Raw genomic sequence first — 21,163 nt, 5'->3', positions numbered from 1 at the left:
GCGGGGCGGCAGATGACCGAGCGGGACGATCCGGCGGTGCTGCGGCTGACCGGGATAGTCAAAACCTTTCCGGGCGTACGGGCGCTGGATGGTGTTGATCTTGAAGTGCGCGCCGGCGAGGTGCACTGCCTGCTGGGGCAGAACGGCGCCGGCAAGTCCACCCTGATCAAGGTGCTGGCCGGCGCGCACCGGCCGGACGCGGGACAGATCTGGTGGCGGGGCGAGACCGTGACCTTCGCCGACCCGCAGTCCGCCATGTCGGCCGGCATCGCGACGATCTACCAGGAGCTGGATCTCGTCGACGAGCTCAGCGTCGCGGAGAACATCTACCTCGGCCACGAGCCGCGCACGGCGGGCTTCGTCCGCCGTCCGGCGCAGCGGCGGGCGGCCCGGGACCTCCTCGGCCGGCTGGGCCATCCCGAGATCCCGGCGGGCCGCGCGGTGGGCCGGCTCTCCCCGGCCGCCAAGCAGATCGTGAGCATGGCCCGCGCGCTGTCCCGGCGGGCCCGGCTGATCGTGATGGACGAGCCGAGCGCGGTGCTGGCGCACGACGAGGTCGCCAACCTCTTCCGGGTGGTCCGGGAGTTGACCGCGCAGGGCATCGCCGTCATCTACATCTCCCACCGGCTGGAGGAGATCCGCGAGATCGGCGACCGGGTCACCGTGCTCAAGGACGGCGCCACCTCGGCCATGAACCTGCCCGCCCGCACCACCCCGACCCGCGAACTGGTGACCCGGATGACCGGCCGGACCATCGAGTACGTCTTCCCCGAGCGCCGCGACTTCACGCCGAGCGGCCCGCCCCTGCTCGCCGTCGAGGGGCTGACCCGGGACGGCGAGTTCGCCGACGTCTCGCTGACCGTCCACCCGGGCGAGATCGTGGGCATCGCCGGGCTGGTCGGCGCCGGCCGCTCGGAGCTGCTGGAGACCGTCTACGGTGCCCGGCGGGCGCGGGCCGGCCGGGTCCGGCTCGGCGGCGCGGTGCTGCGGCCGGGCCGGGTCGGCGCCGCGGTGCGGGCCGGGCTGGGCCTGGCGCCGGAGGAGCGCAAGAGCCAGGCGCTGCTGCTCGACGAGCCGGTCTACCGCAACGCCACGCTGGCCACCTTCGCCCGGTTCGCGCGGGCCGGCTTCACCGACTCGGCCCGGGAGCGGGCGGAGGCGACCCGGGTCGCCGGCTCGCTGCAGCTCGTGCCGGCGGACGTCCGCCGGCCGGTGCGCACGCTCTCCGGCGGCAACCAGCAGAAGGTGGTGCTCGGCCGGTGGCTGCTCGGCGACACCAAGCTGCTGCTGCTCGACGAGCCCACCCGGGGCGTCGACGTGGGCGCCCGCGCCGACCTGTACGGCGTGATCCGCTCGCTCGCCGAAAGCGGGGTGGGCGTGCTGCTGGTCTCCAGCGAGGTGCCCGAGGTGCTCGGACTGTCCGACCGGGTGCTGGTGATGCGGGAGGGCCGGATCGTGCGGGAGGCGCCGGCCGCCCAACTGGACGAGGACACCGTACTCGATCTCGTGATGGCGGGGTCGCTCCGGGAAGAGGAACCCTCATGATCGACGTGATGACCCGCCGGTCGCCGTCCCCGGCCGACGGCACGAGCTGGTTGCGGTCCGACCGCGGCGAGCCGGTGCGGCGCAACCTCGGCCTGGTCGGCGTGCTGGCGCTGCTGTACCTGATCGGCGCGGTCGTCCGGCCGGACATCTTCCTGGACGGCGGCCGGCTGTGGTCCAACGAGCTGACCGTGCTGACCCAGGCGGCGAGCATCGGCGTGGTCACGGTCGGGATGACCTTCGTGATGATCAGCGGGGGCATCGACCTCTCCGTCGGCGCGCTGCTCGCCCTGGCCAGCGTCTGGTGCACCACGGTGGCCACGCAGAGCTACGGTCCCGGCGTCATGATCCTTACCGCGCTGGTCGTCGGCACGGCCAGCGGGCTCGTCAATGGACTGCTCATCGCGTACGGCCGGCTCGTGCCTTTCATCGCGACGCTGGCCATGATGGTGGCCGCGCGCGGGCTGTCCCAGAAGATCTCCGGGAAGCTGACCCAGATCGTCAAGGTCGACGCGATCAACAAGATCGCGGTGGACCGGATCCTCGGCGTGCCCGAGCTGGTCTGGATCATGCTGCTGGTCGCGGCGCTCGGCTGGATCCTGCTCAACCGCACCACCTTCGGCCGGCGCACCGTCGCGATCGGCGGCAACGCCGAGGCGGCCCGGCTGGCCGGCCTCAACGTGCGCCGGCACACCGTGCTCATCTACATGCTGTCCGGCCTGTGCTGCGGGATCGCCGCGATCATGGTGACCTCGCTGTCCAACGCCGGCTCCTCCGACCACGGCAACCTCTACGAGCTCAGCGCGATCGCGGCCGCCATCATCGGCGGCACCCTGCTCAGCGGCGGCCGCGGCACCATCGTCGGGTCGATCCTGGGCGTCGTCGTCTTCACCCAGATCAGCAACCTCTTCGTCATCAAGAACCTGCAACTGGAGTACCAGCTCATCGCCCAGGGCGCGATCATCGTCGCGGCCGTGCTCATCCAGCAGTTCCGGATCGGTGCGCTGCGGCGCCCGGCATAACCCAAAACCTTTCCTTCGTACGCACCAGGCGCCGTCTCTTCGCGACGGCCGCCCGGACGAACACACCCAAATTCCGACCAGGAGGTCGTGATGAAACAAGACCTGTCCCGCCGCCGGCTGCTCTTGGGCGGCGCGGCCTTCGGCGCCGGCATCGTGCTGACCGGCTGCACCTCCAACGCCACCAAGGAAGAGACCGACAGCGGGCAGACCAAGCTGACCGGGACGGGCAACGACACCCCCGGCAAGACCGTCACCATCGGGTTTTCCGCACCGGCCGCCGACCACGGCTGGATCCGGGCCATCACCGACAACGCCAAGAAGCAGGCGGCCCTGTTCAAGGACGTGAAGCTGACCCAGGTGGACGCCGGCAAGGACGCGCCGGCCCAGGTGGCCGCGCTGCAGACGCTGATCCAGCAGAAGCCGGACATCATCGTGCTGCTGCCGCAGGACGGCGCCCAGCTCACCGCCACCGGCAAGGCCGCGATGGACGCCGGGATCCCGGTCGTCAACCTGGACCGCGAGTTCTCCGACGCGAGCGCCTCCCGCCTGCTCATCAAGGGCGACAACTACGGCATGGGCCTGGCTGCCGGCCACTACATCGGCACGAAGCTGAAGGGGAACACCGGGGCGGTGATCGCCGAGATCGCCGGCATCGACAACCTGCCGCTGACCCAGGAGCGGTCGCGGGGGTTCAAGGACGGGCTGGCGCTGTACGGGCTCAAGGTCAGTCACCGGGTGGCCGCGCAGTTCACCGTCCAGAGTGGCCAGGACGTGACCGCGAACCTGCTGCAGGCCGCCTCGAAGATCGATGCGCTCTGGAACCACGACGACGACCAGGGCGTCGGCGTGCTGGCGGCCGTGAAGCAGGCCGGGCGCAAGGAGTTCTTCATGGTCGGCGGGGCCGGCTCGCTGGACGCCATGGAGCACATCAAGTCCGGCGACTCGCCGCTGGAGGCCACGGTGACCTACCCGCCGACGATGTCCTCCTCGGCGATCGCCCTGGCCCGGCTGATCGGCCAGGGCAAGGGTTTGTCCGACCTGGTCGAGCTGCAGGTGCCGAGCGAGATCGTGCTCGCCTCGGAAACGATCACCAAGGACAACGTCGACAAGTACCTGCCGCTCGGCTTCCGTTCCTGACCTTTTCGACAACTGAGGAGTGCCGACCTTGTCCACACCGGACCGCCCGGACCTGCGGGTCGCGATGATCGGGCACGCGTTCATGGGCACCGCCCACTCGCAGGCGTGGCGCACCGTGAACCGGGTGTTCGACCTGCCCCTGCGGGCCCGGATGGTCGCCGTCTGCGGTCGCGACGCCGACCGGACGAAAGCCGCCGCGAGCCGGCTCGGCTGGGACGAGGCGGTCACCGACTGGCGGGCCCTGGTCGAGCGCGACGACATCGACCTGATCGACATCTGCACGCCCGGGGACAGCCACGCCGAGATCGCCGTCGCGGCGCTGGCCGCCGGGAAGCACGTGCTCTGCGAGAAGCCGCTGGCGAACACGGTCGCCGAGGCCCGGCTGATGGCCACCGCCGCGGCCGACGCGCGCGCCCGGGGCGTACGGGCGATGTGCGGTTTCAACTATCGGCGGGTGCCCGGGGTCGTGCTGATGCGGCAGCTGGTCGACGCCGGCCGGATCGGCACCGTCCGCCACGTGCGGGCGGTCTACCTGCAGGACTGGCTCGGCGATCCGCAGTTCCCGCTGACCTGGCGGCTGCGGCGGGAGCGGGCCGGCTCCGGGGCGCTGGGCGACGTCGGCTCGCACATCGTCGACCTCGCCCAGTACGTCACGGGCCAGTCGGTCACCGGCGTCAGCGCGTTGACCGAGACCTTCGTACGGCGTCGGCCGCTGGCGTCCCGGTCGTCCGGTCTCGCCGCCGTGGCCGCGGCCGGCGCGCCGCAGTTCGGCGACGTCACGGTGGACGACGCCGCGCTGTTCACGGCCCGGATGTCCGGCGGGGCGGTGGCGAGCTTCGAGGCCACCCGCTTCGCCACCGGCCGCAAGAACGGGCTGCGCATCGAGGTCAACGGCGAGCTGGGGTCGGTGGCGTTCGACCTGGAGCGGCTCAACGAGATCGAGTTCTACGACGCCACCGGGCCGGGCACCGAGCAGGGCTTCACCCGCATCCTGGTCACCGAGCCGGAACACCCCTACCTGACGGCGTGGTGGCCGCCCGGGCACCTGATCGGCTACGAGCACTCGTTCACCCACGAAATGCGCGACCTGATCGACGCGGTCGCGACCGGTACCGATCCCCGGCCCTCCTTCGAGGACGGCCTGCGGGTGCAGCTCGTCCTGGACGCCGTGCAACAGAGCGCGAACGCCGGCTCGGCCTGGACGGCCGTCGAGTCCCCGTCAACGAGCAACGCAAGGAGCAACTATGTGCATCGGATGTGACACCCCCACCCCGGTCAGCCGCCGCGGCTTCCTGGGCGCCGCCGCGGGCGTCGCGGGCGTAGCGGCGGCCGCCGGGATCGGCGCCGGCTCTCCCGCCCTCGCCGCCGACGGCGGCCGCGGCCGCAACCGGATCCCGGTCGACCAGATCAGCATCCAGCTCTACACGCTGCGCGACCTGCTGACCGCCGATCTCGACGGCACCCTGGCCGGGCTGCACGGCTTGGGCTTCACCAAGGTGGAGCACGCCGGATTCGCCGGCCGGACCGCGGCCGACTTCAAGCGGGCGCTCGACCGCCACCGGCTGTGGTCGAGCTCCGGCCACCAGGCCATCCCGCAGCCGTTCGACGCGGCCGCCTGGCAGCGCACCCTGGCCGACGCCCGCACCATCGGGCAGCGCTACATCGTCAACCCGGTCGGGCCGATCAAGGGATTCCAGAACGGCCAGATCCTGTCGGCCACCACCGGAGTGGAGTGGGCCGCCTTCGCCGCCGACCTCAACAAGGCCGGCGCGCTGGCCCGCAAGGCAGGGCTGCGGCTGGGCTACCACAACCACTACTTCGAGTTCTACCCGCTGACCGACACGCCACTGGTGGGCTGCGACATCCTGCTGGCCGAGACCGATCCGGAGCTGGTGCACTTCGAGATCGACCTCTACTGGGCCTGGTACGCGCACCGCGACCCGGTCCAGCTGATCGCGGCCAACCAGCACCGGATCCGGCAGTTCCACGTCAAGGACATGACCTGGACGGCGACCGGCGGCGCGTTCACCGACCCGGGCCGCGGCATCATCGACTTCGCCCGGATCTTCGCCGTCGTCGACCACCCGGAGGACCACGAGTACACCATCGAGCGGGACGACGCCGGCGCGGCGGCCCTGACCACGGCCCGGGTGGGCCACGACTTTCTGCGGTCGATCCGCTTCTGACGCTTCGGAGGTACCCCATGGCGCGACCGATCACGCTGTTCACCGGCCAGTGGGCCGACCTGCCGTTCGAGGAGGTGTGCCGGCTGGCCGCGGAGTGGGGCTACGACGGCCTGGAGATCGCCTGCTGGGGCGACCACTTCGAGGTGGACCGGGCCCTGTCCGACGAGTCTTATGTGGAGCGCAAGCGGGAGACGCTGGCGAAGTACGACCTCGGCGTGTGGGCGATCTCCAACCACCTCGTCGGGCAGGCGGTCTGCGACCATCCGATCGACCGCCGGCACCGGGACATTCTGCCCGAACGGATCTGGGGCGACGGCGACCCCGAGCAGGTCCGGCGGGCCGCGGCGCGGGAGATGGCCGACACCGCCCGCGCCGCGGCCCGGCTCGGCGTGGACACCGTCGTCGGCTTCACCGGCTCCTCGATCTGGCATCTGCTGGCCATGTTCCCGCCGGTGTCCGCGGCGATGATCGACGACGGGTACGCGGACTTCGCGGCCCGGTGGAACCCGATCCTCGACGTGTTCGACGAGGTCGGCGTGCGCTTTGCGCACGAGGTCCACCCCAGCGAGATCGCGTACGACTACTGGACCACCACCCGCACGCTGGAGGCGATCGGGCGCCGGCCCGCCTTCGGGCTCAACTGGGACCCGTCGCACTTCGTGTGGCAGGACCTCGACCCGGTCGGCTTCATCCTCGACTTCGCCGACCGCATCTACCACGTCGACTGCAAGGACGCCAAGGTCCGCACCGGCGACGGCCGCCGCGGCCGCCTCGCCTCCCACCTGCCCTGGGCCGACCCGCGGCGGGGCTGGGACTTCGTCTCCACCGGCCACGGCGACGTGCCGTGGGAGGACTGCTTCCGTGCCCTCAACACGATCGGCTACCGCGGCCCGCTGTCGATCGAATGGGAGGACGCCGGGATGGACCGCCTGGTCGGCGCCCGCGAGGCACGGGAGTTCGTCCACCGGCTCGCCTTCGACCCGCCGGCCGCCGCCTTCGACGCCGCCTTCACCAGCGGCAGCTGAACAAAGTGGCCCGCCGGGGTTGTCGGCCCCCGGCGGGCCACGCCTGATCGGCGGCCGGGCTTGATCAGTGGCCGGAACCCTGGATGCCGGCCTGAGCGGCCGTCGCCAGCCACATGGCGGTGACGGTCGCGGCGGCGGTGAGGCCTGCGAGCAGCAGGGTGCGTACGCGTCGGCTCATCGGACACTCCTCATCGGTGACAGGGATCTCCACGGTCGCACAGGCCCGGCCGGTTCCGCACCCTGCTGATGCGGGTCATTTCAGGGTGATGTCGGTGGCCACGCAGGCCGCGTTCGGCGTGGTGCTGACCAGCTTCGGCTCGCCGTGCGTGACGCCCTTGAACTCGGCGCAGATCACGGTCTTCTTGCTGCTGCCGTTCACGGTCACGGAGTTGATCGTCGCGGTGTCGCCCAGGTTCGGGTTGATGCCCACGAGGTCCTTCATCGGGGCGGTGACGACCACGTTCGAGATCTGCACCTTGCGCGCGAACTGCGTCTTGCAGTTGCCGCACGAGCGGTAGAGCTTGCCGATGTCCTCGGCCTGGAAGTTCTTGATGACGAACGTGCCGGGCCCGTTGTGCTGGAACACCTTGTCGCCGGCGTGCTTGGCGCCACCGCCGTCGATGGTCATCACCTCGTTGGCGATCTTGCCCTTCTGGGTGGCGGCGTCCTCGCCCACGTCGAGCCACCAGACGTTCTTCAGCGTGCAGGTCCCCAGGCAGTGCACGCCGTCGGCCCCCGGGGCGCCGATGATGACGTTGGCGAGCGTGGCACCGTCGGCGAGCTCGAACAGCGGCTTCTGGTTCTCGCTCTGGTCGCCGTCACCCAGCTCGGAGCCGGCGATGAACTCGGCGTTCTTCAGGTCGACGCTACCGCTGATCTTACGGGTGGCGTGCAGCGTCGTCTTCGAGGTCGCGGCCGGCCAGGCCACCGCCGCCGACGTCTTGCCCGAGGCCGCCGTCGAGGTGGCGGTCGTGCCGGCGAAGGCGTTCGCGGTGAGCCCGGCCGCCGCGGCCACCACCACCGCGAAACCACCGATCAGCGCCGGGCGCTTCCGGCTTCCCACCCTTGCGTGCTTCATCCGTACCGTCCTCTCGATCGACGTCAACGCCCACAAGTGGTCGCCCGCGCCCGAAAGGTTGCCCGGCCGATCCAGAATTTCCGCCGGTCGGCGGTTCGCTACAGTCCGTCCGTGGCACCCGACGAGTTGCTGCTCACCCACCCCGACCCGGCCGCGCCCAGGTACGTGCACCTGGCGACCGACGGCGCTCGCCTGCTGCGCCGCTCGTGGCAGGGCGCCGCCAAGCCGCGGCACAGCAGCCGCGACCTGCCGAACCCGCGGGCGGCCCGCGATGCCCTCGACTGTGAGGCGGCCGCTCGCCTGCGCGAGGGCTTCGTCTTCGGCCTGTCCGACGCAGAGGCCGGCAAGAAGCTCCACCTCGGCGAGGGCACCGTGAAGACCCATGTGCGCCACATCCTCACCAAACTGGGCTGCACCAACCGCGTCCAGGCCGCCATCCTCGCCCAGGACGCCGGCCTGACCCCCTGATCCGCCGGGCGGCTCGACGTGGCGCCGTATCGTGGCGGCCGTGAAGCGATCGACAACCGTGTGGCTCTACCCGCTGGGACCCGAGCACACGCTTCCGATGTTCTTCGATGTCCTGTTCTTCATACTGATCTTCGTGATCGGGCTGTCCCTCGGCATGAGCGACGGCTTCCTGAGCACCGTCGCCTTCCTGGCCGCCGCCGTTGCGTTCCACGCCGTGCAGATGGTCTTCGTCTTCGTACGGTTCGACGACACCGCGATCACCATCGCCCGGCCGTGGCGGGGGCGCCGTCGCTTCGAGTGGTCCCAGATCGCCGGCCTGGTCTACACGCACGGCGTCGACACCGGCAATTACCGGGGTCGGGCGCCGTACCGGCTACGCCTCGTGCTCGAGGACGACGCGCCGCCGCTCGGCCGGTTCCTGACCGACCGCGAGCTGGAGCGGTACGCGAAGGGCCCGGTCGTGATGGCCCTCAGCGCCCTGGAGTCCGAGTTGCACGTCGGCCCGGACCGGCCCTCCGTGCTCTGCGAGCAGCGCGTCTACGCCCTGCTCGCCGAGCACGGGTTCCCGAAGCCGGAGCCGTACGCCCTGAAGTTCCGGACGCCGCTGTACACCCCCGACGAGCTTCGCCTGGCTCAGGTGGCCGACCTCAAACGGTGGCGCCCGGTCACCATCACGCACGGCCAGCTCGTCGACGACGACGCCGTGCGCCTGGTCGGCACCGTGCTGCCGGAGCTCGCCCGCGAGTGCGGCCCGGGCCCGACCGGCGACCACGAGTACGGCCGCTACGCCACCTTCCTGTTCGACGAGCAGGACGCCGCGGACGCCTTCCGCACGGCCGCCCGCGGCGTCATCCCTGCGCACTGGACGATTTCCGGCTCCGCGCTGCCCGACCTCGCCGGCCCGCGCTGACCCGCGGCGCGCCCGCCGAACCCGCCCGCACCGACCCACGGCGCGCCCGCCGAACCCGCCCGCACCGACCCACGGCGCGCCCGCCGAGCCGGCGGCCACGGCCGGCGGGTACGGTCGTCGATCCGTTTTTGTCGGGGGTGCTCGGCATGATGGACGCCATGCGGTATTCGGTGGATGTTCCGAATTTCGGGGAGTTCGCGGCGCCGGAGGTGTTCGCCGAGGTGGCGCGGCGGGCCGAGGCGGCGGGGTGGGACGCGCTGCTGGTGTGGGACCACGTGGTCGGCGAGAAGGAGGCGCGCTGGGAGATCGCCGATCCGTGGATCCTGCTGACCGCGGCGGCGCTGGCCACCCGGCGCATCCGGCTCGGCACGGCGATCACCCCGGTGGCCCGGCGGCGACCGGCCAAGCTGGCCCGGGAGGTGACCACGCTCGACCGGCTGACCGGCGGGCGGATGATCCTCGGGGTCGGGCTGGGCGAGCCGGTGCGGGAGGAGTACGGCGCTCTCGGTGACACGACCGACCGCCGGGTGCTCGCCCAGCGGCTCGACGAGGGGCTGCACGCGCTCGACCGGCTGTGGTCCGGCGAGCCGGTGTCCTATCGGGGCGAGCACGTCACGATCGACGACGTGGTGTTCCGGCCGACGCCGGTGCAGCGCCCGCGGGTGCCGATCTGGGTCGGCGGCATGTGGCCCAACAAGGCGCCGATGCGGCGGGCCGCCCGGTGGGACGGCGCGATCCCGGCCCTCGACGGGATGCTGGCGGCGCGGCCGCCCGAGCCGGCCACGGTGCGGGAGCTGGTGCGGTTCCTGCGCGAGCGGCGCGCCGAGAACGGCCGCACGGCGGAGCCGTTCGACATCGTGCTCGGCGGCGCGAGCCCGGCCGGGCCGGCGGGGCGCGATGTCGTCGCGCCGCTCGCCGACCTCGGGGTGACGTGGTGGGACGAACGCATGCCCTGGGACGACCGCCTGGAACGCGCCGAGCCGATGCTGCGCCGGATCGACGAGGGGCCGCCGCGGAACTGACCGGCTCCCCGGCCTACGGGAAGGCGGTGGTCGCCCAGGTGGTCAGCTCGGTCCGGGCGGCGGCCAGCGTGCTCGCCGCCGGGGCGGTCGAGTCGGCCACCAGGGCGAAGTGGACGGTGCCGGCCGGGCCCGCGCCGGACAGCAGCAGGCTGCGTGGCTGCACGGTGTAGGTGACGTCCGAGACGATCGTGTTGCGGTAACCGGCCGGCAGCTTCAGTTCGGTCGGGGAGCCGTCGCCGCCGGAGCGCCAGACCAGCATCGCGTACCGGCTGGCGGCGACGACCGCCTGCGTGTTCGGGAGGCCGGCCGGGACCGGGATCCAGGCCATCGGGGTGGTGCCGTCCCGGGAGCGGTCCTCGTAGGTGAAGGCCAGCGTCGTCCCGGCCACGGCGGCCGGGTAGACGCGGTCCAGCAGCCGGGCGTCCTGCCGCAGGTAGGCGGTGCCGGCCGAGTCCAGGGCGACCGACGAGAAGTCCTCGCCGTTCCAGGCGTCGCCGGTGGTGAGCACCTTGCTGGCGTTACCGTTCATCAGCTCGTGGTGCTGCCCGCTGTAGATGTCCCACTGCCACTGGGTGCCGGAGAGCACCGGGCCGGAGGCGGCCGCGTTGCCCCACCACTGCGCGCCGGTCAGCCGTGAATCCAGGCCCTGGTACATGGCCTTGTCGATGCTGGGCGCCTTGTCCGAGGTGTAGCCGCCCAGCGGGTGCCCGAACTCGGCGACGAGCGCCGGCGCGCCGAGGGCGGTGGAGCGGTCCCGGACCGTCCCGAAGGCGCTGCTCTCCTGGCCGTCGGAGGCCTTGCCCCACATCGCCACGCCGGAGATGGCGGCCTGGTCGTAGTAGTGGGGGGCGAAGACGAATCGCGGCCCGATGATGCCCGCGTCCAGGAAACCGCCGGTCTCGTGGGACAGCGTGCCGTTCCAGAACAGATTCGGTTCGACGTACGCGGGGCGATCGGCCCAGCCCGCGTCGTCCATCGCGGCCCGTACCGACACGAAGAACGGCCACAGCACGTTCTGTTCCCAGCTGCGACTGTCCTGCCCGGAGTCGTAATTCCCGGCGTACGGCTCGTTGTACGGGTCGACGCCGAGCACGTGCGCGAACTCGGTGGCGGTGAAGGTGGCCCGCACATAGGCCAGCACCTGCTTGGCCTGGTTCAGGAACTCGTCCCGCTCGTTGACCACCCGGTTGTGCCAGAAGTCGTAGGTCGCGGCCTTGACCGCGGCGTTGGAGGTGATGTTCTGCCCCCACATGACGCACAGCCCGCAGCTCTCCGCGGGATAACCGCCGGCGCTGACCACCCACTGCGGCGCGCCGTCGCCCTGGTACCAGCTTCCGGTGTTGAACAGGTAGCGGGAGAACAGGTCCTGGTGGAAGTCGAACAACACCTCGAAGCCGACGTCGGCGAACGCGGCGGCCTGGGCGGTGACGGCGGCCAGGTACGCAGTGTCCATAGTGCCCGCAGACGGTTCCGCGGCGTCCCAGGAGAGCAGGAACCGGACCGTGTTGGCGTTGGTGAGACTCTGCATCGCCAGCGCGGACTTGCGGGCGTCGGCGACGCCGGCGAAGGGCAGCTTGCCGTTCTCGGCCAGCTTCGCCTCGCCCGAGACGTTGAAGCCGCGCAGCACCACCTCGCGGCCGTGCGTGTCGACGAACCGGGTGCCGTCGACGGTGACCAGCGGAGCCGGCGAGTCCGCCGCGGTCGCGGGCTCGACCGGGCCGACAATGCCGGTCAATGCCGCCGCGAGTGAGATCGTGAGGAAGGCAGGAATGGTAGACCGCCGTGCGCCCATCGGGCCCCCAGGAGTCAACGAGCCGGAAACACCCCGGCAAAGATGAATATCTCTCGCGGACGCCGGGCGGGCGCAATGAGCGCCGACTATATTTCCTGGCAGGTGCACCTACCGACACACTAGGTCAACTCATCGGCACACTAGGTAATCATCGGATCGGGAGGACGATCGCGGAGGGGTGGGCCGGGTCGTGGAAGACGGTCTGGCCGGCGGCCAGCAAGGTGGTGGCGGTGGGGCGGGGCTCGCCGGTGCCGTGGTTGCGGGCATAGTGCGGGAAGGCGCCGCTGGAGACCTGGACGCGGATGCGGTGACCCTTCTTGAACCGGTACGCGGTGGGCCACAGCCGGACGGTCACGGATCGGGTCTCGTCGGCGCCGGTGAGACTGGTCAGGCCGTCGCAGATGTTCCACGAGCGGCCGGCCGGGTCGACGTCGCAGAGGCGGACGAACACGTCGGCGTACGGCAGGCTGGAGCGGAACCAGATCTCGGCGCCGATCTCGCCGATCACCTCCACATCGGACTCCAGCACCTCCGTGGTGTACGTGAGCACGTCCGGCCGGGCCTCCAGCGCGGTGTTGTCGACCCGCCCGCGGTCCTTGACCAGACGCGCGCCGCCGGCCGCGGGCGTCGGGTCGGCCGGGTCGTAGCGGTACCGGTCGGGCTCGGAGTCGACGGGCGGGGAGGCCGCGAGCCCGCCGCCGGGCTGGAGGTGGAAGCGTTCCGGGCGGTAGCCGGCCGGCGGCCAGGACTCGAAGTCGCGCCAGGCCTCCTCCCCCAGCACGTACAGCCGGACCGGCGGGCGCGGCGGGGGCTGCTCGCCGCGGGCGTGGGCGAGCCCGAACTCGAGGGCCTCGGTGTAGGGCACGCCGGAGAAGTCCACGTGGGTCCACGGCCCGACGGTCAGCCGGGCCGGGCGCCCCGCCCGCTGCAGGACCTGGAAGTCGCGGAGCTGGCCGGGCAGGAACACGTCGTACCAGCCGCCGATCGAGCTGACCGGCACGCTCACGCCGGCCACCCGGCCGGAGTGGTCGATGCCCTCCCAGACCGGCGAGCCGGCGTCGTGGGCGATGACGTCCTGGCAGTACTGCGAGCGCTCGCCGAACGCGGCCACATCGGCCCGATCCAGCGGCAGCGTCCACAGTGCACGGGCGGTCTTCCGCGTCTGCGCGGGCTGGCGGAGCACGGCCGCCCGGCGCTGCTGGGTGCCGACCAGCACGCCCCAGCCGAACGGGGTCTCCAGCGCCAGCCCGTCGGCACGCAGGAACTCCAGCGTCAGGGCCGATTCCGACACGTACGGAATCATGGCTTTGACCTGGGGTGGCATTTGATCGGCCACGGCCCACTGCACGTAGCCGAGGTAGCTCAGGCCGAACAGCACGATCGCGTCGCCGCACCAGGGCTGCTTCACCAGCCAGCCGAGGGTCGCCAGGCCGTCGGCCCGCTCCTGGCGCAGCGGGTCCATCACGCCGCCGGAGCCGAAGCCGCCGCGCACGCTCTGGATCAGCACCTGGTAGCCGCGCTCGGCGAGCGGGCGCGCGAGGAGGTTGCCGAACAGGCCGCTCCGGCCGTACGGGGTGCGGATCAGCGCGGTCGGCAGGCCGTCGCCGCCGGTCTTCGGCGCCCACCGGTCGGCCAGCAGGTCGACCCCGTCGTCCATCGGCACCCGCAGGTCCCGCTCGACCACGACGTCGCGGGTGGCCGGCGGGGGCAGTTCCAGCCGGCGCTGGAGAAGACGGCTGATCAGGCTCATCGGAGACCCTCCGGGTCGGGCATCAGGACGGACAGGGTGCGCAGCAGTCGATCGGTGAACGCCTCGGGGTCGAGCGGGTCGGCGGCATCGACGACCCACGCCGTGAAGAGGGCCGAGCCGCCACCGGCCAGGAAGGCGGCGAGGTCGTCGAGGACGGGCGGGGCGAGCCGGTCGCCGTACAGGTGCCGCATGCCCTGCCGGTTGACCGGCTGCATCAGGCCGGACAGTCCGCGATCCACCGCGAACGCGCACGAGCCGGTCAGCAGCGCCCGGTAGAAGACCCGGTGCTCGGCGAAGAACCGGGAGACCGCCAGCGTCCGCTCGCGTCCGCTGAGATTCCCCGCGCCGTCGGTCAGTCGCGGCAGCAACTCCCGCCTGGCCAGGTCGAGCGCCGCCGCCAGCAGCAGCGTGTCACGGTCGCCGAAGTGCTGATACACCAGCCGGCGGCTGACGTCGGCGGCCTCGGCGATGTCGGACAGCGTGACCGCCGCCGTGCCCCGCTCGACGACCAAAGCTATCGCGGCCCGCATCAGCGCGGCCCGCGATCGGCGTACCCGGCGGTCCTGCGCCGGCTCGACCACGGTGAGATCCACATCGAGATAATGCACATGTGTTACTAAAGAATCAAGTGTTCCGTTACGGCCATTGACACATTCGTAACACCGATGTCATCATCGCCACCCACCACCGTGTTTGCGTAAACATCCAGAGGCGCCAATGACCATCGGAGTCAGTAAGCTTCTCGCCCGCCCGCTGGCCGGGCTGATCATCGCGGCCGGCGCGCTGTTCGTCGTCGGCCACATGTCCGCCGCGAGCGCCGCGACCAACCAGATCAAGGGCGTCAACTGGGCGGACACCCGGGACAACTACAACACCGGCTGGGTCATCCCGGACGGGCTGGCCGCGGACATGTCCTACTCGCGGGTCTACTCGATCGCGAACGCCGACGTCCAGGCGTTCAAGAACAACCTCGGAGCCAACACCGTACGGCTGCCGATCAATCCACCCAGCGTCAGCGAGTCGTGGTGGGACAGCTACAAGGCGACCATCGACGCCTCGCTCGACAACGGCATGAACGTCATCATCTGCGCCTGGACCGAGAAGAACACGGTCGGCACGATCACCGACATGACCGCCTGGAACTCCATGTGGACGAAGGTGGTCGGCGCGTACGGAAGTAACGGAAAGGTCTACTTCCAGCCGCTGAACGAGCCCTTCGGATACTCGGCGAGCCAGTGGATCTCGGTCGCCTCGGGCTGGCTGTCCAAGTTCTCCAGCGTGCCCCGCGGGCGCGTGATCATCGGCGGCACCGGCTACGACGACAACGTCACCGCGGTCGGCGCCTCCTCGGCGCTCAGCGGGACGCTGCTGTCCCAGCACTACTACGCCACCTGGAACCCCAGCTTCACCCGCGAGTCGCAGTGGGTCGCCGACCTGAACAACCGGTTCGGCGGCTACCAGAGCCGCACCGTGGTGACCGAGTTCGGCGGCCCGATGACCACCGGGATCAACTACCTGGCCAACCACGACAACGGCGAGTACCAGTCGTACTTCGCCGCCGTCACCGACACCGCCCGGTCCGACAGCATGGGCACCGTGGTCTGGGCCGGCCTCAAGACCGGCGACAACTACTCGGTCGAGTACCACAGCGGCAGCACGCTGAAGAACAACAACAGCTCCGCCGTCACCCAGCTCCGCTGGGGCTGGGGCTACTGACCGCTGGGCTACTGAAAGAAGGGGAGCGATCAGGCGGCGGGCAGCCGAACCTCGAATCGGCAGCCCGCCCCGGTGTTCCGGACGCCGACCCGCCCGCCGTGCGCTTCCACCAGGCCGCGGACGATCGCGAGGCCGAGCCCGCCGCCGGTGCCCGGGCTCCGCGCCCGCTCGCCCCGGAAGGCGACGTCGAAGACCCGGTCGAGGTCGCCGTCGGGAATGCCGCCGCAGCTGTCGGAGACGGCCAGCCAGACGCCGTCCTTCTCCCGGCCGGCGTCGATGTGCACGGTGCCGTCGGCCGGGGTGTAACGGACCGAGTTGATGAGCAGGTTGCTGACGACGCGGGCGAGCTCGCGCTCGCCGCCTCGTACGGTCGGCCAGCCGGTCTCCGCCGCCACCAGGCTGATCCGCTTCCCGGCGGCGAGCGGGGCGACGCCGGCGATCGCGTCCGAGACCACCTCGCGCAGCGGCACGGTGGTCGGGATCAGGCGCAGCGCGCCCGCGTTGATCCGGGACAGCTCGAAGAGGTCGTCCACCAGCCGGGTCATCCGGTCGGTCTCGACCCGCAGCCGCCGGTGGTACTCGGCGACGGTCCGCGGATCGGCGACGACGCCGTCCTCGAGCGCCTCGGTCATCGCCCGCATCCCGGCCAGCGGGGTGCGCAGGTCGTGCGAGACCCAGGCGACCAGCTCACGCCGGCCGGCCTCGAGCCGCCGCTCGCGGTCGCGGGCCTGCTCGGCCCAGACCGCCGACGCGGCCAGCCGCCGGCCGAAGACCGCACCCACCGCCAGGCTGACCACCGCGGCGGCGCACACGGTGAGCAGGACGACCCGCAGGTCGTGGCCGGAGAGGAACATGGCGCCGGCGACGGTGACCACGCCGGCCACCACGGCGAGCACGGTCACCACCAGCAGCACCATGACGTGGGTGAGGATCGACCGGCCGCGCTGCAGCCGCAGCATCCCGGCGCCACCGACGCCGACGACCGCGCCGGCGGCGAGCGCGTAGAGGCCGATCAGCAGGGTGTCCTTCATGAGACCTCGTAGCGGTAGCCGACGCCCCACACGGTGAGGATCCGGCGCGGCTCGGCCGGATCGGCCTCGATCTTCTCGCGCAGGCGCCGGACGTGCACGGTCACCGTGGACTGGTCGCCGAACTGCCAGCCCCACACCCGGTCCAGCAGTTCGGCGCGCGACCAGGCCCGGCCCGGATGGCACAGCAGGAACATCAGCAGGTCGAACTCGCGCACGGTCAGCGACAGCGGCAGCCCGTTCAGGTCGGCCAGGCGCCGGGCGGTGTCGAGGGTCAGGCCGCCGTCGCGGATCATGGCGGGCGGCGGCGGATCCGCGGCCGGCGCCACGCGGCGCAACACCGACCGGATCCGCAGCACCAGCTCGCGCGGCGAGAATGGCTTGGTCACGTAGTCGTCGGCGCCGACCTCCAGGCCCAGGACCCGGTCGGCCTCCTCGCCCAGCGCGGTCAGCATGATCACCGGCAGGTCGGGCAGCTGCCGCCGCAACCGCCGGCAGACCTCGATGCCGTCGATGCCGGGCATCATCAGGTCGAGCACGACCAGGTCGGGGCGCTCGGCGGCGACGGCCGCCAACCCGTCGGCGCCGTCCCCAGCCAGCCGCACCTCGCAGCCGACCTGCTCCAGATAGCGCCGCACGACGTCGCTCACGGTCGGATCGTCGTCGACCACCAGCACCCGATGTCCCACCCCGCCACGCTACCCACCGCCGCGGTCCCGGGACCTTGCGAACTTCTTACGGACGACCGCCCGCACCCCCGAGATCAGCACGACGCCCAGCAGGATCAGAACGAAGTCTCTCCCATAGCGCAGCGGCAACACCGACGGATTGTCGGCCGGCCCTCCCGGACCCAGCACCAGCGGCAGCGCCACCACCCCGACCGAGGCCAGCACCAGCGCCACCATCCTCGTCCAGGAACCGGTTCGGGCGAGCAGGGCACCGGCCACGAGCACCAGCGGCATCCACAGCGCGTCGTGAACCACGAGCGCCACCGCGAGGAAGACCACTGCCCCGATTTCGTGCGAAACACCGACCATTGCGTACGCGATGACCAAGGCACCCGCCGAAACGAGCGCGACCCGGGTCCTCATCGCGCCGGAAGGACGGTGAGCCGCCCGACCCACTTGGTCTGCAGCACGCCGGGCCGGTTCGGCGCGATCAACCGCGCCGGATAGCCGTGATCGGGGTGCAGCACATCGCCGCCGAGCCGCAGCGCGATGAGGGTCAGCGGGTCGCGGACATGCTCCGCCGGCACGGTCGAGGTCCGGTAACGACCCCGCTGCTCGAGCGACTCGACGAGAACCGTGGATCGCTCCGGGTCGGCGCCGGCCAGCGTCACCAGGTCGCGCAGCCGGACGCCGGTCCACGTGGCGCCGGCGCTCCAGCCCTCGACGCAGGCGATCGGCAGGTGGACGGTGCGCTGCGGCATGGCGTTCAGCGCGGCGAGGCCGAGCGCGGTCTCGCCGGCCGGGCCGGCGAGAATCAGGCGATACGCGGCGGCGTCCAGAGCGATGCCGGCGCCCGCCGCGGTCTTGTTCACCGGTAGCCCTTGCGGTCCCACGTCCGGACGCCGGGGCGCGAGCAGGCCGAGACCGGAGAGTGGGCGGACCGTCTGGCCCACCGTGGTGACCGTGATCAACCCCACCGCGGCGGCGGCACCCCCCAGCAGACCGCGCCGGGTGAGCCGCTCACCGTCCGGCACCGGCCGGCCGGGACCGCGACGGCGCAGCGCCTCGCGGATCGCGGGCAACTGCACGCCGAGGTGGACCAGCAGGGCGCCAGTGACCAGCCAGGCCACCCAGTAGTGGCCGGTGGTGAAGAAGAACGGCATCGGGGCGTACCAGTGCGCGATGTTCAGGACTCCACTGAGCACCTGGAAGAGCGCCGCCGCCACCAGCAGCGCGACCCCGGCCCGTTCGGCGGCGTGCGCGATCGACCGGAGCGGCGGCCACGCGAACAGCCGCGGGTACACCGACCACAGCTTGACCCCGAGCAGCGGTACGCAGGCCAGTCCGGTAGCGACGTGCACGCCCTGGGTGACCCGGTAGAGCCAGACCGGCCGGGACGGCCACCAGAACCAGCCGGGCGGGTGCTGGATCAGGTGGCTGAGCAGCCCGGTGAGAAAGCAGACGGCGAAGGCGACGCCGAGCGCGACGCCGAGCTGGCTGGTCAGCCGCGCCGACCGCAGCCGCGACGGGAACGCCCCGGCCCGGAACGGCCCGCGCCGCAACGTCGCCGGCGGCGCCGGCAGCGGCTCGGTCAACCGGTGCCGCAGCCGCCGGGTCAGCGCGGTGACAGTGTCGCGAACCATCGGCCCGCCTCCGCCCAGGTCTCGAGCACCCGCATCGCCGTGGCGGCGGCGAGCGCGGCCACGTCGTCGACCGGCACCGAGGCCCACGCGAGCACGCCCTGCCCGCCCAGCCCGCCCTGGCCGCCCTGCCCGTCGTGGCCGCCGTGGCCGCCCAGCCCGCCCTGCCCGTCGTGGCCGCCGTGGCCGCCCAGCCCGCCCTGGCCGCCCAGCCCGTCGTGGCCGCCGTGGCCGCCCTGACCGCCGTGGCCGTCCTGCCCGTCGTGGCCGTCCTGCCCGTCGTGGCCGCCCTGACCGCCGTGGCCGCCCTGACCGCCGTGGCTGCCCTGACCGCCCTGCAGCACCGCCGTCCCCGACCAGCCGGCGGTGCCCGGGGCGGTCACCTCGACGTGCACCCGGCCGGCGGCCGCGAGCAGGCGACGACACCGGCGCAGCAGCCGGGCGGGGTCGCCGCCGATGCCGATGTTGCCGTCGGCGAGCAGCACGTGCTGCCAGCGGCCGGCCCCGGGCAGCGGCTCGAAGACGTCCCGGCGCAGCGCGGCGGCACCGCGGCGGCGGGCCAGCCGCACGGCGGTCGCGCTGATGTCGATGCCGAGCACGGGACAGCCCCGGCGGGCCAGTTCGCCGGCGAGCCGGCCGGGGCCGCACCCGACGTCGAGGGTCGGCCCGGTGCAGCGGGCGAGCAGTCCGCCGTCGCCCGGCAGGTCGTCCCGGCACCAGGCCACCGGGTCGAAGCGCTGCTCCCGGCCGGTGCGGTGGCGGATGGTGACCGGGGCGGCCCGGCGGAACAGGGCGTCGAACACCAGGGCCGCGCTCACCCGGCCACCACGGCCGGGACCTCGGCGGCGACCACGCGGGGGAAGCGTCGTCCCGGCGGGCACAGGGCGGCCACGGCGTGCGCGTCGGGCGCGGTGTCGACGTCGCGCAGCACCGGCAACTCCGTCACGCGCAGGCCCCGGGCGAGCAGTGCGGTACGCGTACACAATCCGGTTGTCGAAGTTGAAGTTGGTATGTCGCCCAGCACCGTGGCGTGCTCGGGCTCGCGCAGGCCCAGCGCCCACCAGCCGCCGTCCTCGGCCGGGCCCAGCACCGCATCCGGCCCGCCGGGCTCGCTCAGCAACCGCAGTGCCGCATCGAGCAGACCGGCGGTCAGCTGCGGGGTGTCCATGCCGATCAGCAGCGTCGCCGTCCCCGGCGTCCGTGTGTCGGCGAACGCGTTGGCGATCCGCTCGCCCAGCGGCCCGCCGCGCTGTACCCCGCTCCGCCAGCCGGGCGGCGCCGCCAGCGGGACGTCGGTGACCAGCACGCGCTCGGCGGCGACCGACACGCGGACCGCGTCGAGGGTGTCGGCCAGCGCGGCGCAGGCCACCCAGGCGGCCTGCTCGGGCGTGCACGGCGGGCACAGGCGGGTCTTGACCCGGCCCGGAACCGGCACCTTCGCGAGCACCACGACGCGGCTCATCGGGCCAGCACCCGGCTCATGTCGCGGATCGCGCGGGCGGTGCCCAGCACCGATCCGGTCACCTTCGAGCGGGTGCCGGCGGCCCGCGGCAGGTACGCCACGTCGATCTCGGCGACCCGCCAGCCGGCCCGCCCGGCCGCGATCAGCAGTTCGAGCGGATAGCCGAACCGCCGGTCGCGCAGGCCCAGCGAGAGCAGGTCGTCGCGGCGGACCGCCCGGATCGGCCCGATGTCGTGCACGGCCAGGCCGGTCGTGCGGCGCAGCCGCCGGGCGAGGACGGCGTTGCCGGCCCGCGCGTGCAGCGGCCACACGCCCGGCGCGGCCGGCCGGCGGCGGCCGGTCCCCAGCTCGGCCTCGCCCGCGCGCACCGGCCGGGCCACCGCCGGCAGCTGCGCCGGATCGAACGAGCCGTCGGCGTCCATCACGCACAGCACGCCGTCGTCCGGATCGGCGGCGAGCACGCCGGCGTGCACCGCGGCGCCGTAGCCGGGCTCGGCCACGGTGATCACCTCGGCTCCGCAGGCTCGGGCGACCGCCGCCGAGCCGTCGGTCGAGCCGTTGTCGACCACGATCGGCCGATAGCCGGCCGGCATCCGGGCCAGCAGCGCGGGCAGGGCCGGGGCCTCGTTCCGGCAGGGCAGCACCACATCGGTCATGGTCCCGACGCTAGGAACGAGCGGCCCGGAAAAGGCTTACGCGGCGATGACGAACCCTTAC

The 21,163-nt window shown here is 72.3% G+C and carries 21 protein-coding genes; 10 read left to right on the top strand and 11 right to left on the bottom strand.

From position 1 onward, the window contains the following. Positions 1–12: 12 nt before the first annotated feature. The 6 genes from IH26_RS0103130 to IH26_RS0103105 all read left to right on the top strand — a co-directional run bounded on the left by IH26_RS0103130 (position 13) and on the right by IH26_RS0103105 (position 6,912). Entirely contained in the window at positions 13–1,545 is a 1,533-nt protein-coding gene (locus tag IH26_RS0103130; protein ID WP_030434563.1) for a sugar ABC transporter ATP-binding protein, read from the top strand. Beyond that, positions 1,542–2,564 carry an ABC transporter permease gene (locus tag IH26_RS0103125; protein WP_157437008.1) on the top strand — a complete coding sequence of 341 codons (1,023 nt, stop codon included), beginning with the start codon at positions 1,542–1,544 and terminating at the stop codon, positions 2,562–2,564. Before IH26_RS0103130 ends, IH26_RS0103125 begins: the two co-directional genes overlap by 4 nt. A 90-nt stretch (positions 2,565–2,654) precedes the next feature. Further along, positions 2,655–3,701, top strand: coding sequence for a substrate-binding domain-containing protein (locus IH26_RS0103120; RefSeq protein ID WP_030434561.1), 1,047 nt, complete (start codon positions 2,655–2,657; stop codon positions 3,699–3,701). Positions 3,702–3,765: 64 nt separating this feature from the next. Further along, positions 3,766–4,962 carry a Gfo/Idh/MocA family protein gene (locus IH26_RS0103115; protein ID WP_051807517.1) on the top strand — a complete coding sequence of 399 codons (1,197 nt, stop codon included), beginning with the start codon at positions 3,766–3,768 and terminating at the stop codon, positions 4,960–4,962. After that, entirely contained in the window at positions 4,946–5,887 is a 942-nt protein-coding gene (locus IH26_RS0103110; RefSeq protein ID WP_030434559.1) for a sugar phosphate isomerase/epimerase family protein, read from the top strand. The genes IH26_RS0103115 and IH26_RS0103110 overlap by 17 nt, the downstream gene beginning before the upstream one ends. A gap of 17 nt (positions 5,888–5,904) precedes the next feature. Further along, a complete protein-coding gene (locus IH26_RS0103105; protein WP_030434558.1) occupies positions 5,905–6,912 on the top strand; it encodes a sugar phosphate isomerase/epimerase family protein in 1,008 nt (335 codons plus the stop codon). Positions 6,913–7,165: 253 nt separating this feature from the next. Here the strand turns inward: IH26_RS0103105 and IH26_RS0103095 are convergent, their stop codons facing one another. Then, complete coding sequence (locus tag IH26_RS0103095; protein WP_281179674.1) at positions 7,166–7,975, bottom strand: pectate lyase; 810 nt, start codon at positions 7,973–7,975, stop codon at positions 7,166–7,168. Between the two features lie 126 nt (positions 7,976–8,101). Here IH26_RS0103095 and IH26_RS63775 point away from each other — a divergent pair, with 126 nt between their 5' ends. From IH26_RS63775 to IH26_RS0103080, 3 genes are all read left to right on the top strand, one after another. Beyond that, positions 8,102–8,458 (top strand): LuxR C-terminal-related transcriptional regulator, encoded by a 357-nt coding sequence (locus IH26_RS63775; protein ID WP_281179673.1) that lies wholly within the window; start codon positions 8,102–8,104, stop codon positions 8,456–8,458. A 40-nt stretch (positions 8,459–8,498) separates the two neighbouring features. Then, positions 8,499–9,368, top strand: coding sequence for a hypothetical protein (locus tag IH26_RS0103085; RefSeq protein ID WP_157437007.1), 870 nt, complete (start codon positions 8,499–8,501; stop codon positions 9,366–9,368). Positions 9,369–9,514: 146 nt separating this feature from the next. Then, on the top strand, positions 9,515–10,390 hold the full coding sequence (locus IH26_RS0103080; RefSeq protein ID WP_211268558.1) for a TIGR03619 family F420-dependent LLM class oxidoreductase: 876 nt from the start codon (positions 9,515–9,517) through the stop codon (positions 10,388–10,390). Between the two features lie 13 nt (positions 10,391–10,403). Here the strand turns inward: IH26_RS0103080 and IH26_RS0103075 are convergent, their stop codons facing one another. From IH26_RS0103075 to IH26_RS0103065, 3 genes are all read right to left on the bottom strand, one after another. Next, positions 10,404–12,125, bottom strand: a complete 1,722-nt coding sequence (locus tag IH26_RS0103075) for a cellulase family glycosylhydrolase (RefSeq protein WP_211268557.1) — start codon at positions 12,123–12,125, stop codon at positions 10,404–10,406. A 205-nt stretch (positions 12,126–12,330) separates the two neighbouring features. Next, positions 12,331–13,932, bottom strand: coding sequence for a CocE/NonD family hydrolase (locus IH26_RS0103070; protein WP_030434552.1), 1,602 nt, complete (start codon positions 13,930–13,932; stop codon positions 12,331–12,333). After that, positions 13,929–14,525: a TetR/AcrR family transcriptional regulator gene (locus tag IH26_RS0103065; protein WP_030434551.1), complete on the bottom strand. Its 597-nt coding sequence runs from the start codon at positions 14,523–14,525 to the stop codon at positions 13,929–13,931. Before IH26_RS0103065 ends, IH26_RS0103070 begins: the two co-directional genes overlap by 4 nt. Before the next feature lie 124 nt (positions 14,526–14,649). Here IH26_RS0103065 and IH26_RS0103060 point away from each other — a divergent pair, with 124 nt between their 5' ends. Next, on the top strand, positions 14,650–15,648 hold the full coding sequence (locus IH26_RS0103060; protein ID WP_051807370.1) for a cellulase family glycosylhydrolase: 999 nt from the start codon (positions 14,650–14,652) through the stop codon (positions 15,646–15,648). A gap of 29 nt (positions 15,649–15,677) precedes the next feature. Here IH26_RS0103060 and IH26_RS0103055 read toward each other — a convergent pair whose 3' ends face one another. Genes IH26_RS0103055 through IH26_RS0103025 form a run of 7 tightly spaced genes read right to left on the bottom strand, consistent with a single transcriptional unit; the run spans position 15,678 to position 21,102 of the window. After that, on the bottom strand, positions 15,678–16,679 hold the full coding sequence (locus IH26_RS0103055; RefSeq protein WP_030434549.1) for a sensor histidine kinase: 1,002 nt from the start codon (positions 16,677–16,679) through the stop codon (positions 15,678–15,680). Further along, complete coding sequence (locus IH26_RS0103050) at positions 16,676–17,365, bottom strand: response regulator transcription factor (RefSeq protein ID WP_030434548.1); 690 nt, start codon at positions 17,363–17,365, stop codon at positions 16,676–16,678. The genes IH26_RS0103055 and IH26_RS0103050 overlap by 4 nt, the downstream gene beginning before the upstream one ends. A 9-nt stretch (positions 17,366–17,374) precedes the next feature. Further along, positions 17,375–17,767: a hypothetical protein gene (locus IH26_RS59430; protein WP_157437005.1), complete on the bottom strand. Its 393-nt coding sequence runs from the start codon at positions 17,765–17,767 to the stop codon at positions 17,375–17,377. After that, positions 17,764–18,987, bottom strand: a complete 1,224-nt coding sequence (locus tag IH26_RS0103040) for a molybdopterin-dependent oxidoreductase (RefSeq protein WP_084598585.1) — start codon at positions 18,985–18,987, stop codon at positions 17,764–17,766. Before IH26_RS0103040 ends, IH26_RS59430 begins: the two co-directional genes overlap by 4 nt. Then, on the bottom strand, positions 18,960–19,802 hold the full coding sequence (locus tag IH26_RS64415) for a class I SAM-dependent methyltransferase (RefSeq protein ID WP_245664890.1): 843 nt from the start codon (positions 19,800–19,802) through the stop codon (positions 18,960–18,962). Before IH26_RS64415 ends, IH26_RS0103040 begins: the two co-directional genes overlap by 28 nt. Next, positions 19,799–20,446, bottom strand: coding sequence for a TIGR04282 family arsenosugar biosynthesis glycosyltransferase (locus IH26_RS0103030; RefSeq protein WP_030434544.1), 648 nt, complete (start codon positions 20,444–20,446; stop codon positions 19,799–19,801). Before IH26_RS0103030 ends, IH26_RS64415 begins: the two co-directional genes overlap by 4 nt. Next, the gene (locus IH26_RS0103025; RefSeq protein WP_030434543.1) at positions 20,443–21,102 is read right to left on the bottom strand and encodes a glycosyltransferase family 2 protein; all 660 of its coding nucleotides are present in this window, start codon (positions 21,100–21,102) and stop codon (positions 20,443–20,445) included. Before IH26_RS0103025 ends, IH26_RS0103030 begins: the two co-directional genes overlap by 4 nt. Positions 21,103–21,163 lie beyond the last annotated feature (61 nt).

This window comes from Actinoplanes subtropicus (assembly GCF_000721705.1).
In the GTDB taxonomy this organism is placed as follows: Bacteria; Actinomycetota; Actinomycetes; order Mycobacteriales; family Micromonosporaceae; genus Actinoplanes; species Actinoplanes subtropicus.
This window is presented reverse-complemented; position numbering and strand designations above follow the sequence as displayed.

What these genes read in the sequence shown, in the direction of transcription:
- IH26_RS0103025 (WP_030434543.1), bottom strand. Translation starts at nt 21,102, where the DNA reads ATGACCGATGTGGTGCTGCCCTGCCGGAACGAGGCCCCGGCCCTGCCC.
- IH26_RS0103105 (WP_030434558.1), top strand. Translation starts at nt 5,905, where the DNA reads ATGGCGCGACCGATCACGCTGTTCACCGGCCAGTGGGCCGACCTGCCG.
- IH26_RS0103060 (WP_051807370.1), top strand. Translation starts at nt 14,650, where the DNA reads ATGACCATCGGAGTCAGTAAGCTTCTCGCCCGCCCGCTGGCCGGGCTG.
- IH26_RS0103070 (WP_030434552.1), bottom strand. Translation starts at nt 13,932, where the DNA reads ATGAGCCTGATCAGCCGTCTTCTCCAGCGCCGGCTGGAACTGCCCCCG.
- IH26_RS0103110 (WP_030434559.1), top strand. Translation starts at nt 4,946, where the DNA reads ATGTGCATCGGATGTGACACCCCCACCCCGGTCAGCCGCCGCGGCTTC.
- IH26_RS0103115 (WP_051807517.1), top strand. Translation starts at nt 3,766, where the DNA reads ATGATCGGGCACGCGTTCATGGGCACCGCCCACTCGCAGGCGTGGCGC.
- IH26_RS0103080 (WP_211268558.1), top strand. Translation starts at nt 9,515, where the DNA reads ATGATGGACGCCATGCGGTATTCGGTGGATGTTCCGAATTTCGGGGAG.
- IH26_RS0103030 (WP_030434544.1), bottom strand. Translation starts at nt 20,446, where the DNA reads ATGAGCCGCGTCGTGGTGCTCGCGAAGGTGCCGGTTCCGGGCCGGGTC.
- IH26_RS0103120 (WP_030434561.1), top strand. Translation starts at nt 2,655, where the DNA reads ATGAAACAAGACCTGTCCCGCCGCCGGCTGCTCTTGGGCGGCGCGGCC.
- IH26_RS0103040 (WP_084598585.1), bottom strand. Translation starts at nt 18,987, where the DNA reads ATGGTTCGCGACACTGTCACCGCGCTGACCCGGCGGCTGCGGCACCGG.
- IH26_RS0103130 (WP_030434563.1), top strand. Translation starts at nt 13, where the DNA reads ATGACCGAGCGGGACGATCCGGCGGTGCTGCGGCTGACCGGGATAGTC.
- IH26_RS0103125 (WP_157437008.1), top strand. Translation starts at nt 1,542, where the DNA reads ATGATCGACGTGATGACCCGCCGGTCGCCGTCCCCGGCCGACGGCACG.
- IH26_RS0103055 (WP_030434549.1), bottom strand. Translation starts at nt 16,679, where the DNA reads ATGAAGGACACCCTGCTGATCGGCCTCTACGCGCTCGCCGCCGGCGCG.
- IH26_RS59430 (WP_157437005.1), bottom strand. Translation starts at nt 17,767, where the DNA reads ATGAGGACCCGGGTCGCGCTCGTTTCGGCGGGTGCCTTGGTCATCGCG.